The 13,506-nt window shown below is 39.2% G+C and carries 15 protein-coding genes; 7 read left to right on the top strand and 8 right to left on the bottom strand.

What is annotated here, in order from left to right:
* The first annotated feature begins 208 nt into the window (after positions 1-208).
* Complete coding sequence (gene dacB / locus AAZR93_RS09760; protein ID WP_434719705.1) at positions 209-1,657, top strand: serine-type D-Ala-D-Ala carboxypeptidase; 1,449 nt, start codon at positions 209-211, stop codon at positions 1,655-1,657.
* Positions 1,658-1,760: 103 nt separating this feature from the next.
* On the opposite strand, the gene cgtA is transcribed toward dacB, so the two are convergent.
* The 3 genes from cgtA to rplU form a co-directional block, all read right to left on the bottom strand.
* Entirely contained in the window at positions 1,761-2,936 is a 1,176-nt protein-coding gene (gene cgtA, locus AAZR93_RS09755; RefSeq protein WP_294104180.1) for an Obg family GTPase CgtA, read from the bottom strand.
* A 128-nt stretch (positions 2,937-3,064) separates the two neighbouring features.
* A complete protein-coding gene (gene rpmA, locus AAZR93_RS09750; protein WP_219244886.1) occupies positions 3,065-3,322 on the bottom strand; it encodes a 50S ribosomal protein L27 in 258 nt (85 codons plus the stop codon).
* A gap of 18 nt (positions 3,323-3,340) precedes the next feature.
* Positions 3,341-3,649, bottom strand: a complete 309-nt coding sequence (gene rplU / locus AAZR93_RS09745) for a 50S ribosomal protein L21 (protein WP_294104188.1) — start codon at positions 3,647-3,649, stop codon at positions 3,341-3,343.
* Positions 3,650-3,982: 333 nt separating this feature from the next.
* Here rplU and ispB point away from each other — a divergent pair, with 333 nt between their 5' ends.
* A complete protein-coding gene (gene ispB / locus AAZR93_RS09740; RefSeq protein ID WP_434719704.1) occupies positions 3,983-4,954 on the top strand; it encodes an octaprenyl diphosphate synthase in 972 nt (323 codons plus the stop codon).
* 31 nt (positions 4,955-4,985) lie between these two features.
* On the opposite strand, the gene AAZR93_RS09735 is transcribed toward ispB, so the two are convergent.
* Positions 4,986-5,348, bottom strand: coding sequence for a DNA-binding protein (locus AAZR93_RS09735; protein ID WP_294104192.1), 363 nt, complete (start codon positions 5,346-5,348; stop codon positions 4,986-4,988).
* Positions 5,349-5,480: 132 nt separating this feature from the next.
* Entirely contained in the window at positions 5,481-5,828 is a 348-nt protein-coding gene (locus AAZR93_RS09730; protein WP_294104194.1) for a DNA-binding protein, read from the bottom strand.
* A gap of 512 nt (positions 5,829-6,340) precedes the next feature.
* Between AAZR93_RS09730 and AAZR93_RS09725 the strand changes: the two genes are divergently transcribed.
* A complete protein-coding gene (locus tag AAZR93_RS09725) occupies positions 6,341-6,613 on the top strand; it encodes a helix-turn-helix domain-containing protein (RefSeq protein WP_336429347.1) in 273 nt (90 codons plus the stop codon).
* 467 nt (positions 6,614-7,080) lie between these two features.
* On the opposite strand, the gene mdh is transcribed toward AAZR93_RS09725, so the two are convergent.
* The gene (gene mdh / locus AAZR93_RS09720; RefSeq protein ID WP_294104198.1) at positions 7,081-8,019 is read right to left on the bottom strand and encodes a malate dehydrogenase; all 939 of its coding nucleotides are present in this window, start codon (positions 8,017-8,019) and stop codon (positions 7,081-7,083) included.
* Between the two features lie 493 nt (positions 8,020-8,512).
* Here mdh and argR point away from each other — a divergent pair, with 493 nt between their 5' ends.
* Both argR and AAZR93_RS09710 read left to right on the top strand, forming a co-directional pair.
* The gene (gene argR, locus AAZR93_RS09715; protein ID WP_294104200.1) at positions 8,513-8,983 is read left to right on the top strand and encodes a transcriptional regulator ArgR; all 471 of its coding nucleotides are present in this window, start codon (positions 8,513-8,515) and stop codon (positions 8,981-8,983) included.
* Positions 8,984-9,174: 191 nt separating this feature from the next.
* Complete coding sequence (locus AAZR93_RS09710; RefSeq protein WP_434719703.1) at positions 9,175-9,591, top strand: DUF6122 family protein; 417 nt, start codon at positions 9,175-9,177, stop codon at positions 9,589-9,591.
* An 89-nt stretch (positions 9,592-9,680) separates the two neighbouring features.
* On the opposite strand, the gene mpl is transcribed toward AAZR93_RS09710, so the two are convergent.
* Positions 9,681-11,060, bottom strand: coding sequence for a UDP-N-acetylmuramate:L-alanyl-gamma-D-glutamyl-meso-diaminopimelate ligase (gene mpl, locus AAZR93_RS09705; protein ID WP_294104202.1), 1,380 nt, complete (start codon positions 11,058-11,060; stop codon positions 9,681-9,683).
* Positions 11,061-11,221: 161 nt separating this feature from the next.
* Here mpl and fbp point away from each other — a divergent pair, with 161 nt between their 5' ends.
* Both fbp and ppa read left to right on the top strand, forming a co-directional pair.
* Complete coding sequence (fbp, locus tag AAZR93_RS09700; RefSeq protein WP_294104204.1) at positions 11,222-12,229, top strand: class 1 fructose-bisphosphatase; 1,008 nt, start codon at positions 11,222-11,224, stop codon at positions 12,227-12,229.
* A gap of 217 nt (positions 12,230-12,446) precedes the next feature.
* On the top strand, positions 12,447-12,977 hold the full coding sequence (gene ppa, locus AAZR93_RS09695; RefSeq protein WP_294104206.1) for an inorganic diphosphatase: 531 nt from the start codon (positions 12,447-12,449) through the stop codon (positions 12,975-12,977).
* A gap of 172 nt (positions 12,978-13,149) precedes the next feature.
* Here the strand turns inward: ppa and AAZR93_RS09690 are convergent, their stop codons facing one another.
* Positions 13,150-13,503: a gamma-glutamylcyclotransferase family protein gene (locus tag AAZR93_RS09690; protein WP_434719702.1), complete on the bottom strand. Its 354-nt coding sequence runs from the start codon at positions 13,501-13,503 to the stop codon at positions 13,150-13,152.
* Positions 13,504-13,506: the final 3 nt, after the last annotated feature.

Raw genomic sequence — 13,506 nt, 5'->3', positions numbered from 1 at the left:
TTTGTAACAACAGTACACCGAACACCGCTGCAATACAGGGGGGTTCTTATTATCTATTAGGTGTAAATAACTCAATCAGACTAAGTTACTGACTTATCTTATCATAATATTCGCTATTTTAACTTAGAGTTAATCGCGGGTCATCGTTTACTTTATAAGGCATTACACTTTAGTATGTACAGTATGTCTAGCCTAATGCGTGAAATATATGCCGTTATTAACTTTAGCCAGAAAATTGATCTTCACTTTAGGAGTCGCCGTGACTACCACACAGGCGCTAGCTGTTCCTATTGATGACTATAAACAATATCTACCGGATGGCACTAATCTTGCTCTGGTCGCGCAGAAAGTCGGGAGTAATACCCCTCTTATCGATTATAACGCTCAACAAATGGCGCTTCCTGCCAGTACACAAAAAGTTGTCACCGCCCTTGCCGCATTACTACAGTTGGGTCCTGATTATCGTTTTGTGACCAATTTTGAAACCAGTGCAAAGCTAAATGATAAAACATTAGCGGGTGACCTTGTTATCCGATTTAGCGGTGATCCAACATTGACGCGTCAACAAATTCGCAATATGGCTAATGCATTAAAACAAATTGGTATTCAAAAAATTGAGGGGGATTTAATTGTCGATATCTCAGCATTTGCCAGTCATGATAAAGCTCCGGGTTGGGTGTGGAATGATATGACCCAATGTTTTAGTGCTCCTCCTGCCGCTGCAATCATTGATAGAAACTGTTTTTCAGTGTCACTCTACCCTGCTGAAAAAGCAGGCGAGATGGCTTATATAAAAACGGCAAATTTTTATCCGGTGAATATGTTCAGTGAAGTGAGAACACTCGCTAAAGGCTCCACTGAAGCACGCTATTGTGAGTTGGATGTTGTTCCCGGCGAACTTAATCGCTACACATTAACCGGCTGTTTAATGCAAAGAAGTGAACCTTTACCTCTCGCATTTGCCGTGCAAAATGGTGCAAGTTATTCAGGGGCAATTGTTAAAAATGAACTCACAACAGCGGGTATTGAGTTAACAGGACATGTGAAGAAAAGAACTCAACTGACACCACAATCTCAAGTCCTCGTCAAAACAGAATCGAAGCCTTTACATGATTTATTAAAAGTCATGTTAAAAAAATCAGACAATATGATCGCCGATACTGTTTTTCGCACTATTGGCCGAGATTATTATGGTGTTCCAGGTACTTGGCGTTCAGGTTCTGATGCCGTAAGGCAAGTTCTAAAACAAAAAGCAGGTATTGATATCGGCAATACCGTTATGGTCGATGGCTCAGGATTATCACGTCATAATCTGATTAGCCCCGCAACCATGATGGAAGTTTTACAATTCATTGCCAAAAACGATCAACAACTTGATTTTATCTCAATGCTACCTTTGGCAGGACATGATGGCACATTGCGTTATCGTGGTGGTTTTGATGAGGCAGGTGTAAATGGTAAGGTTTCTGCAAAAACAGGCGCATTACAAGGAGTCTATAATCTTGCTGGCTTTCTAACGACAGCAAGTGGGCAACGCGTTGCTTTCGTACAATTTATCTCGGCATATGCAGTTCCACAAAGCCAACAACGTAGCCGACGAGTACCGCTGGTGCGCTTTGAAAGTCGATTGTATAAAGATCTTTATCAAAAAAATTGATCCTATCCTTAGATAAGATCCAATAAAAAAGGCGCAATTCCTAATGTTACATACGGAATCTTGCGCCTTTTATTTATCGCTAATGCTAATTAGCTGGTATTAACTATTTTTGGTAGATGAACTCGATACCTTCATCGTCTTCTTCGTCCCAATCATCATCCCAGTCTTCATCAACTTCTTCAGCTTCAGCCAATTGCTCTTTATGATAGTCATCCCACATAAATTCAATTTTTTCTGGTTGCAGCTCATCTTCTGTTGTTAGCATATTACGTGGTTGAGTATTCATGAACTCCATGATATCCCAACATAATGCTTTGACGCCTTCATGATTTACGGCAGAGATCATGTAGTACTTCTCTTCCCAACCCATGGCTTTAGCGATCTCAGCAGCACGTTTTGCTGATTCTTCTTCACCTAAAATATCAATTTTATTGAAAACTAACCAACGCGGTTTTGCGGCTAATTTTTCGCTGTATTTTTCTAGCTCACCGATGATGATCTTCGCATTTTCAACAGGATCAGTTTCATCGATTGGACAGATGTCGATCAAATGCAACAAGACACGGCAACGCTCTAAATGTTTAAGAAATTGAATTCCTAAACCAGCACCTTCAGCAGCACCTTCGATCAAACCTGGAATATCAGCAACCACAAAACTTTGTTGGTTATCCATGCGTACAACACCCAAGCTTGGTACTAAGGTAGTAAATGGATAATCTGCAACTTTTGGTTTTGCTGCTGAAACAGAACGAATGAAGGTTGATTTACCCGCATTCGGCATTCCTAACATACCGACATCAGCTAACAGCAGCAATTCTAACATGAGTTCGCGTTCTTCGCCTTTGGTACCCATGGTACGTTGACGTGGAGCACGGTTTACTGATGTTTTAAAGCGAGTATTACCAAGGCCATGGAAACCGCCCTTAGCAACCATATGACGCTGTTCATGACGAGTCATGTCACTAAGTACTTCGTTAGTACCAAGATCGCGTACACGCGTACCTACAGGGACTTTAATCGTGATATCTTGACCACGTCTACCAGTACATTCACGGCTTTGGCCATTTTGACCACGTTCCGCGCGGAACGATTTTTCAAAACGGTAGTCGATTAGCGTGTTGAGGTTTTCATCTGCCTGTAAATAGACATCACCACCATCACCACCATCACCACCATCAGGCCCGCCTTTTGGGATATATTTTTCACGACGAAAGCTGACACAACCATTGCCGCCATCTCCCGCCACAACCAATATTTTGGCTTCATCTACAAATTTCATTATTTTTCTCCGTATCTAGCCATTATAGAGCTGGATGGCAGTTTTACCCAGAGATGGCGTATTTTAAATATAAAAAGCCCCGCAAAAAGTTTTGCAGGGCTTTAATTCTAAATTAAAAGTCAGAAAACTTATTCAGCTTCGATACTGATAAATTTACGATTATTAGGACCTTTAACTTCAAATTTAACTTTACCGTCCGCCAGAGCGAACAGAGTGTGGTCACGGCCACAACCTACGTTGCTACCTGCGTGGAACTTAGTACCACGTTGACGAACAATGATGCTACCTGCTAATACAGCTTCACCACCGAAACGTTTCACACCCAGACGTTTAGCTTCTGAGTCGCGACCATTACGGGTCGAGCCGCCAGCCTTTTTATGTGCCATTAATCTGCTCTCCTAATCTTAAGCGATGCCAGTGATCTTAACATCAGTGAACCACTGACGGTGACCCTGTTGTTTACGGCTATGTTTACGACGACGGAACTTGACGATTTTAATTTTCTCGCCACGACCGTGTGCAACCACTTCCGCTTTCACTTTAACGCCTTCAACGACAGGAGCGCCGATTTGGATCTCGTCGCCATTAGCTACCATCAGAACTTGATCAAATTCAACAGTTTCACCTGTTGCGATGTCCAGCTTTTCTAGGCGGACAGTTTGACCTTCGCTAACTCGGTGTTGTTTACCACCACTTTGGAAAACCGCGTACATATTAACTCCGCTTTCCGCGTACTCGCTAAATATTTCAATTCCAGAGCACGCTATAAAATATTCACAATAGGGCGCGAATTCTACGCAAAAAAGCACCAGAACACAAGCCAATAATGCAGTCAGATTATAAAAAATACGACTTTTTTATCAAGACTCTCTTTTTGAGGCCGATTTATCATTGATAACTCAAATTGTTACTTATTTAAACATTTTTTGCATTACACCTGATAATCTTATAATTAATAATGTTATGCTTACACCATACATGTGCTATCGATTTCCCTTTTTTGTATTCAGGGAATGAACTAAAACTAATAATATGAATAATTTACGATGAATTTAGAATCTATTATTGAACTAACAACTGAAGATATGTCAGCGGTTAACGAAGTGATCCTCAGCCAATTGAATTCAGATGTCGCGTTGATTAATCAGCTTGGTTATTACATCGTGAGTGGTGGTGGAAAAAGGATCCGTCCGATGATCGCGATACTCGCAGGTCGATCCTTAGGTTATTCAGGCCAAAAACACATCCAAGTAGCCGCTTTAATTGAGTTTATCCACACAGCCACTCTATTACATGATGATGTTGTCGATGAATCAGATATGCGTCGAGGAAAACAAACGGCAAATGCAGTTTTTGGTAATGCTGCAAGCGTACTAGTTGGCGACTTTATTTACACTCGATCCTTTCAAATGATGACGGATCTTGATTCAATGCGCGTGCTCAAATTGATGTCTGAAGCAACTAATGTGATCGCGGAAGGTGAAGTATTACAGCTGATGAACTGCAACGATCCTAATATTACTGAAGAAAACTATATGCAAGTTATCTACAGTAAAACGGCGCGTTTATTTGAAGCTGCGGCGCATGCATCAGCAATTTTAGCCAATGCAACACCTGAACAAGAGAAAGCTTTACAGAATTATGGTCGTTACATTGGTACTGCATTCCAATTGATTGACGATCTGCTTGATTATGACGCTGATAATACCCAGTTAGGTAAAAATACAGGCGATGATCTTGATGAAGGGAAACCTACATTACCTCTTCTCCATGCTATGCAACATGGTAATGAAGAGGAATCAGCTTTAATTCGCCAAGCAATTGAGCAAGGGAATGGGCGTCATTTATTAGATACTGTGCTTGCAACAATGAAGCGTTGTGGTTCATTAGAATATACCTATGCACGTGCTCAGCAAGAATCTCAAAAAGCGGTTGATGCTTTAAGTGTGATTGAAAACTCAGTATATAAAGACGCATTAGTCAGCCTTGCACAGGTTGCTATCCAGCGCCACTCATAGGTTAGCTATTTTTGTTTAAAAAAGGGTGAAGCTATTTCACCCTTTTTTCTTCCTCTTCTATTCGGGCAAGAAGTGATGATAGCCCATATCGTAAAATATATTTTACGATAGTATTGCGCTCAGTTTCCGTTAATTGGTAGTAAGCTTCTGACCATATTTGTAAGGCGTCCGTCCTTTTGCTTTGGTAAGGCGCAGGAGGTTCACCAAGACTTAATTGACCTTGTATTTCCCCAGGTAAACTCTCGGCATAGTACTCTACAGCCTTTCCTTGAACGCCTCTTTTCCGACGATTTTTCCAGCCTTCTCTTCTTGCCATCAAGTTAACCCCTTGAGGCGAAGTTGGAAGACCCTCTAATCCTGCTAACTCTTTCGCAGTGAACCACAATTTTTTCATATTTTCACATTCACGCTTATATTATGAAACTAGCTGCTGTAGCTATAATAAATTATTATCTGTTAAGGCATTTTAGGCTAAAGATAATATTGTTTTTATAAATTAATTATTTTCGTCTTAATGTTCTGCTAATTATTTTTTATTAATTAAATCAACTAATGCTAGAGCACCTTCTCGTATAATAAAGGCTAAGATAAGCGCTCGTTCATCACTAGAAAGCTGGTTATATACTTCTTGCCAAATAGATGAGTTATCATTACGTTTCACTTGGTAGATAGCCGGCGTTTCATTGGCAAAGTGATGTTCAAAAATATCGATTGGCAAAGAACTAACATGATATTCCAAAGCCTTTCCTTGGATACCTTTTCTTTTACGACTAATCCAATTTTCTCGCCTTGCCATAGCATTAACACCTTGAGTTGTCATTGGAAGTCCTTGTAATCCAACTAACTCTTTTGCCATTAACCACTCCTTATACATAACTGACCCTCCTAGTCATGATGGCAACTTGTTTACAGTTGCTGAAAACTATCTATATTTTCTTAAAACCTCGTTGAATCATTCTTTTTTTTATTAGTACAAAATAATATATAAAGCATATATGTTATTTATATTTTAATTTCTTTTAATAACAGCTAATTAAATAGCGTAACCGTTAATAGCCAAGACAAAATTCATAAAAACTATATAGGTATTATATATACAAGTAAGGACAACCGTTAAATACGTCATTTACACAACTAACTAATAATAGTTAGTTTTACTTTCAAAGCATTAGCTTATTTCACAATTATCATTTCCAAGTTTCTATATATTTCATAAAAACAACGACAGTTTCATAAAACTGAACTTTAAGAAAAATTTAGAAATCTTTTTGAGAAAATTCTGTTATTTTATTTCCAATAACAGGGAGATTACACTGAATGTATCACAATACCCTGTTACATGTACCACTAACTCTACATGATTCTGAGTGAAAAAAGGACTAAAAAATGATTTTACGGAAATCCGACTGGCATCCAGCAGATATCATCGCAGCTTTACGTAAGCGTGGAACAACACTCGCCGCAATTTCTCGAGGAGCAGGATTAAGCTCTTCAACACTTGCAAATGCACTTTCACGACCTTGGCCTAAAGGTGAGTGGATTATTGCTAATTTTTTAGGAATACACCCATCAGAGATTTGGCCAAGCCGTTATTATGACTCAATTACAGGTGATTTATTAGAAAGGAAGGTTAGAGAGCGGTCACCTGATTTAATCTGAGAATAGGCAAAGACAAAAGCCGTCAGTGATATGCCATTTTGGGGTTGTAGTACACAGAAATACGGCTTTTATCTTTTGACTGTCTTTAGACATGGCTTCATTTATAGCTAATAATATAAAAAATGACTTAACTAATACGATAAATTTATCTAACAGACAAATATATTCATTCTTAAAGGTATTTAGGCGCCATATCTAAGTATGAAATTATAAAGACTATGTGGGATGTGTAATATCATTCCAGTTTTAAGACATTTCATATTTTAAAGCTTATCGTTACCTCGTTATGTTATAGCGGTTGAATCATAATGATCAAGTCATCGCTATCTAGCATCTTTCAATCAAATGAAAATTTTTTAAAAATAAAAAAAGGTTGAGCTTTAAGTATAGAGGCTCAACCTTAGTTATTAACGACACATTTTAGGACAATCTATAAGAATTGCTCATGAGCAATTCATTTATCAATATTAATTATTGATAAATTTTTCACCTAACTCGATATCGCCTTTCAATACATCTAACATTTCAGTCAGTGCTTTTTGTTCAAATGCGCTTAGTTCACCGATAGGCAAGTGTTTTTCAATACCGTTTTTACCGAGCAGAACAGGTTGAGCAAAGAAACGTGCATGTGCACCTTCACCTTCTGTGTATACGCACTCAACAACATTGCTTTCGCCTTGCAGTCCACGGATCAATGATAAACCCAGACGTGCAGCTGCTTGTCCCATAGACAAAGTTGCAGAACCGCCACCTGCTTTAGCTTCAACAACTTCAGTCCCTGCGTTTTGGATACGCTTAGTTAGCGCTGCCACTTCTTCATCAGTGAAGCTAACACCTTTCACTTGAGACAGTAGAGGCAAAATGGTGACACCAGAGTGGCCACCAATAACAGGCACTTCAATTTCGTGTGTTTTTTTGCCTTTTAATTCAGCGACAAAAGTATTAGAACGAATAATATCCAGTGTAGTCACACCAAATAAACGGTTTTTATCATAAACGCCTGCTTTTTTCAGCACTTCTGCAGCAATTGCCACAGTGGTATTAACTGGGTTAGTAATAATCCCAATGAGCGCTTTTGGACAGGTCACCGCTATTTGTTGAGTCAGATTACGTACGATGCCTGCGTTAACATTAAACAGGTCAGAGCGATCCATTCCTGGTTTACGCGCAACACCCGCAGAAATCAGAACAACATCAGCACCTTTTAGCGCTGGAGTGGCATCTTCACCGGCAAAACCAACAACCTTAACATCTGTTGGGATGTGGCTAAGGTCGGCGGCAACACCTGGAGTAACGGGTGCGATGTCATAGAGAGAGAGTTCTGAACCTGCTGGAAGCTGATTTTTGAGAAGAAGGGCTAGAGCCTGACCGATACCACCTGCTGCACCTAGGACTGCAACTTTCATTCTGAAACTCCTTAAATTGTACTTTCAAAAATATGAATTCATCTAATTATGCACTAAACACATTACGTATAAAAAACAATTTCTTAACAGATATAGAGAGATATTAACGCGAGATAATTTGTATACTAATTTTCACTATTCTAAACAAATTCCTTATCTGTTAATGAGATAACGGGCACTTTTTTAACAAATAGTTTTTCTCACTATTGTATTTCGCACAATAAGTTGTTTTCGCTGTTTATTATTCGAACAAAGACCAGAAAATTAACAATATTCTCACAATTTTCTCAGGTAAATTTATTAATACTCTATATTATATTTTCACATCGCTAATTTAATATAAGCCAGTTTTTGTCGCTGTAAAATATATCACTTAAATCGTAAAAAATTAATTCCTTGCTGCTTATAAAACGGTCATAACGCAATTTTGTTGCATAAAAATGCACATTTACGGATAATACAACTTAGTTTAATGCCAAAGAATGGGTTAATTATGCGTACACCGTCTAAACAAGAAGACTTGGTTAAGGCTTTTAAAGCCCTACTTAAAGAAGAAAAATTCAGTTCTCAAGCCGAGATAGTGATTGCGCTTCAAGAACAAGGCTTTGATAACATTAATCAATCTAAAATTTCCAGAATGCTAACTAAGTTTGGCGCGGTTCGCACGCGTAATGCCAAAATGGAAATGGTTTACTGCCTACCATCAGAGCCTGGCGTTCCGACAGCAACGAGCCCACTTAAAAATCTTGTACTTGATATTGATTACAACCACTCGGTTGTAGTGATTAGAACAAGTCCTGGTGCAGCCCAACTTATTGCACGTTTGTTAGATTCTTTAGGTAAAGCAGAAGGTATCCTTGGTAGTATTGCAGGTGATGACACTATTTTCTCTACCCCAGCGAATAATTTCACCACTCTTGAACTTTACGAAGCAATATTAACGCTGTTTGATCAAGAGCTTTAAATTCACACAATGCATTTTCCAAGCGCTATCTGATTATTATCATTGAGATAGCGATTAAAGAGGGGGAAATATCATTTTCCCTCTTTTTGTTTATCAAAGTTAGTTACGCGAGTTAGTGCAAAATTAATTATTTAAATCACATGAAAATAAATAATTAATTGAGTTATAAATCATAAGATTGAGATTATATTGTGATATTTGAGATCTTTAGAAACATCGTACACTACGGTTTCCACTTTCTGGTTCCGATTCTTTTTGGCTATCTATTTTGGCGAAAAAATTGGAAATTAGCATCATTAATCATGATATCGACAATGGCTATCGATTTAGATCATTTACTGGCGACGCCAATTTTTGATCCTAATCGTTGCGGCATCGGTTTTCATCCTATGCATACGGTTTGGGCAGCAATTGCCTATGTTTGCTTATTTTTAATACCATCATGGAAACTAAAAGCAATCGCAGTAGGTTGTCTATTTCACTTATTCACTGATTCACTTGATTGTTATATGGGAAGTTTAAAACAAGAAACAAAGATCTCTTTTTTGAATTGTGGAAATGGAAATGGAAGTGAAAGTCTTTGGGATAGAGCTTTAAAAATTAAATAAATCTTAAACATAGAAAAACACCCCAAAGTGACTATCCAACTTTTGGGGTGTAGTTTAATATTTAGCGAGGGCTTTGTTACTTATAAGCGCTACTCTTCTATTTCAATATCAGCCTTGCTCTTCAAACCCGCCAGTAATTTGCCATGAATACCACCGAAATCACCGTTACTCATGACAAGGATATAGTCTCCTGGCTGAGCGGTTTCAATGACCATATTAGCCAAAACATCAATATCTGCACTCCAACGCGCAGGTTGCACACAATTTTCAGCAATATCCGTAACCATCCAAGGAATATTAGCAGGTTGGAATAAGAATACTTCATCAGCGCGACCTAATGCAGGCGCAATATCATTTTTATTGATCCCCATTTTCATGGTATTCGAACGAGGTTCAAGTACGGCAATGATACGTGAAGTACCACCAACTTTGCTGCGTAATGCTTCTAACGTCGCTAAAATTGCTGTTGGATGATGGGCAAAGTCATCATAAACATTAACACCAAATTCAACACCACGTAATTCAAGGCGACGTCGTGCGTTAATAAATTTATCTAAAGCAAGGCAAGCTTCTTTGGCCGGTACTCCAACATGGTGCGCAGCAGCAATCGCCATCAAACCATTTTGAATATTATGATTACCAACTTGGACCCAATTCACTTCACCAACACTTTGTTGTTGATAATAAACTTCATAATGGCTGCCATCATGATTTAATTTTTTAGCTTGCCACTCGCCACTGTCACCAACTAGCTCTTGTTCGCTCCAACATCCCATACCAATAACCTGTTTTAGGTTACTATCATTGTCTGGCATGAAAATTTTTCCACTACCCGGCACGATACGCACCAAGTGATGGAATTGCTTTTGAATCGCTTCTAGGTTTTCGAAAATATCAGCATGATCAAACTCAAGGTTATTTAACACCAAGGTTTTTGGGCTGTAATGCACAAATTTAGAGCGCTTATCAAAGAAAGCACAATCGTACTCATCTGCCTCAATAACAAAAAATGGGCTATCACCGATTTGAGCAGAGACTTCAAAATTGCCCGGTACACCACCGATTAAAAAGCCTGGTTTGTAGCCACAATCTTCAAGTATCCAAGCCAACATACCTGCTGTTGTGGTTTTTCCATGAGTACCAGCTACTGCGAGTACCCAACGCTCAGGTAAAACATGTTCATGTAACCATTGAGGACCCGATGTATATGGTAAGCCTCTTTCTAATACAGCTTCAACACAAGGGTTACCACGTGTCATTGCATTACCAATAACAACCATGTCAGGCTCAGGACTTAGCTGAGCGGGATCATAGCCTTGAATAAGTTCAATACCTTGTTTTTCAAGCAACGTGCTCATCGGTGGATACACGTTTGCATCCGAGCCTGTGACTTTATAGCCTAAAGAACGAGCCAATATTGCTAAGCTTCCCATAAAGGTGCCGCATATCCCTAAAATATGTATGTGCATTATGTTTCATCCAATAGCATGAGGTTTGTCACCATTCTACCCATCAATAGCCGCTTTATAAATGCATTAACCTATTAATCTTTTCTTTATTTAGTTAAACTCCTCGCGCAAGGGTACAATAAGCCCTCAAACCTCTGTCAATTTTATTCAGGACCTTCGTCATGAAAACATTAGGCGAATTCATCGTCGAAAAGCAACACGAATTTTCTCATGCAACAGGAGAGCTGACTGCATTACTGTCAGCAATCAAACTGGGCGCTAAAATTATCCATCGTGATATTAACAAAGCTGGACTTGTAGACATTCTTGGCACAAGTGGTGTGTCAAATGTTCAAGGCGAAGTTCAGATGAAGCTCGACCTGTATGCAAATGAAAAGCTGAAAGCGGCTTTGAAAGCGCGTGGAGAAGTCGCCGGTATCGCCTCTGAAGAAGAAGATGAAATTGTCATTTTCGAAGGTGACCGTGCAGAAAACGCAAAATATGTCGTTTTAATGGACCCACTAGATGGTTCTTCAAATATCGATGTAAACGTTTCCGTTGGTACAATTTTCTCAATTTACCATCGTATTACACCAATCGGGCAATCGGTTACTGAGGCTGATTTCCTACAGCCAGGTCATCGTCAAGTTGCTGCAGGTTATGTCGTTTACGGTTCTTCTACAATGCTGGTTTATACGACCGGTTGTGGCGTTCATGCATTCACCTATGACCCATCATTAGGTGTTTTCTGCCTTTCTCACGAAAAAGTAATGTATCCGGCAGAAGGCAAAATGTACTCGATTAACGAAGGTAACTACATCAAGTTCCCAATGGGCGTTAAAAAGTATATTAAATACTGCCAGGAACAAGATGAAGCGACAGGTCGTCCTTATACCACACGCTATATTGGCTCTTTAGTGGCTGATTTCCATCGTAACTTACTCAAAGGTGGAATTTATATCTACCCGAGTACCGCAAGCCATCCTAATGGAAAACTGCGTTTACTGTATGAGTGCAACCCAATTGCATTCTTAGCTGAACAAGCACATGGTAAAGCAAGTGACGGCGTGAATCGTATCCTGGACATAATCCCTACTGAATTACACCAACGTGCACCTTTCTTTGTCGGTACGAAGTCGATGGTTGAAAAAGCAGAATCATTTATGCGTGAATTTCCAGATTCTGAGTAATATCTCTTAGCACTCGATATATGAATATCAAGGCGGGCTCACCCCGCCTTCTTTATTCACTTTTTTCAATGAATTCGTCCCTCTTTACAGCTATAATATTTGCCACATTATCTACTCTAGGGAATTCAAGTTGTATAACGGCCATAAACTAAGCCCGTACAAATGCAATTTGAGCAATAATAGATAGATTGGTTTATAACATTAAAGGATACTTTTCATGGGCCTGAACAATGTACCGGCAGGTAAAGATCTGCCTGATGATATCTACGTTATCATTGAAATCCCTGCTAACGCAGATCCAATCAAATATGAAGTGGATAAAGAATCTGGCGCTCTATTTGTAGACCGCTTTATGTCTACTGCGATGTTCTATCCATGCAACTATGGTTACATCAACAACACGCTGTCATTAGATGGCGATCCTGTCGATGTATTAGTACCAACACCTTACCCATTACAACCAGGTTCAGTGATCCGTTGCCGTCCAGTTGGCGTGCTGAAAATGACGGATGAATCAGGTGAAGATGCGAAACTAGTTGCTGTTCCACACACAAAACTGAGCAAAGAATACGATCACATCAAAGATGTGAACGACCTGCCAGAATTACTGCGTGCACAAATCACTCACTTCTTTGAACACTATAAAGATCTTGAAAAAGGTAAGTGGGTAAAAGTTGACGGATGGGATGATATCAATGCTGCTAAAGCAGAGATCATCGCTTCTTTCGAACGCGCTGCAAAAAAATAGTTTATTCTCTTTAAGAAAATCAAAGTTCTGGCCAAGGTCAGAACTTTTTTTTTGTTCTTTCTATTTTTAGGCTACCGTTTTTTCGACTCAAAACTTAAAAAAACGCCGGCACATCCGCCAGCGTTCTATAACTTTCATCACTTCTATGATTTTAATTAACGGACTATAACTCTTATTGGCCCGCTTCTTCATCTCGCTTGAGCCAATCACCGCTCTTAATGTGGCGCAAACCATCAACAGAGTACCTATACAGATAAATCCAAGCATTACCGTATGGCGTCGGAATTAACTCTCTGACGTAGTCCTGTGAGTTTTTTTTCAGCTCATCTAACTCAGTTAAAATAGACGGATTGATACGATAAACTTCACATTCAATCGAACCATTTCCTTTAACGACCGCAGGATAATACCCTAGATCATAGAGCTCATAGCCTTCTAGTGTATGCTCTCCTAACAGTTGAGCATAGGTCATCCAGTGATGATTTCCCTGCTGGCGCCTTAAACTACCATAAACAATCACTCGCATAAT

This window comes from Providencia sp. Je.9.19, from assembly GCF_051129765.1.
Classification (GTDB): domain Bacteria; phylum Pseudomonadota; class Gammaproteobacteria; order Enterobacterales; family Enterobacteriaceae; genus Providencia.
This window is presented reverse-complemented; position numbering and strand designations above follow the sequence as displayed.

Coding starts and splice junctions, on each gene's coding strand:
- AAZR93_RS09725 (WP_336429347.1), top strand. CDS start 6,341: ATGATTTTACGGAAATCCGACTGGCATCCAGCAGATATCATCGCAGCT.
- ppa (WP_294104206.1), top strand. CDS start 12,447: ATGGGCCTGAACAATGTACCGGCAGGTAAAGATCTGCCTGATGATATC.
- ispB (WP_434719704.1), top strand. CDS start 3,983: ATGAATTTAGAATCTATTATTGAACTAACAACTGAAGATATGTCAGCG.
- dacB (WP_434719705.1), top strand. CDS start 209: ATGCCGTTATTAACTTTAGCCAGAAAATTGATCTTCACTTTAGGAGTC.
- argR (WP_294104200.1), top strand. CDS start 8,513: ATGCGTACACCGTCTAAACAAGAAGACTTGGTTAAGGCTTTTAAAGCC.
- AAZR93_RS09690 (WP_434719702.1), bottom strand. CDS start 13,503: ATGCGAGTGATTGTTTATGGTAGTTTAAGGCGCCAGCAGGGAAATCAT.
- cgtA (WP_294104180.1), bottom strand. CDS start 2,936: ATGAAATTTGTAGATGAAGCCAAAATATTGGTTGTGGCGGGAGATGGC.
- rpmA (WP_219244886.1), bottom strand. CDS start 3,322: ATGGCACATAAAAAGGCTGGCGGCTCGACCCGTAATGGTCGCGACTCA.
- mdh (WP_294104198.1), bottom strand. CDS start 8,019: ATGAAAGTTGCAGTCCTAGGTGCAGCAGGTGGTATCGGTCAGGCTCTA.
- AAZR93_RS09735 (WP_294104192.1), bottom strand. CDS start 5,348: ATGAAAAAATTGTGGTTCACTGCGAAAGAGTTAGCAGGATTAGAGGGT.
- mpl (WP_294104202.1), bottom strand. CDS start 11,060: ATGCACATACATATTTTAGGGATATGCGGCACCTTTATGGGAAGCTTA.
- rplU (WP_294104188.1), bottom strand. CDS start 3,649: ATGTACGCGGTTTTCCAAAGTGGTGGTAAACAACACCGAGTTAGCGAA.
- AAZR93_RS09730 (WP_294104194.1), bottom strand. CDS start 5,828: ATGTATAAGGAGTGGTTAATGGCAAAAGAGTTAGTTGGATTACAAGGA.
- fbp (WP_294104204.1), top strand. CDS start 11,222: ATGAAAACATTAGGCGAATTCATCGTCGAAAAGCAACACGAATTTTCT.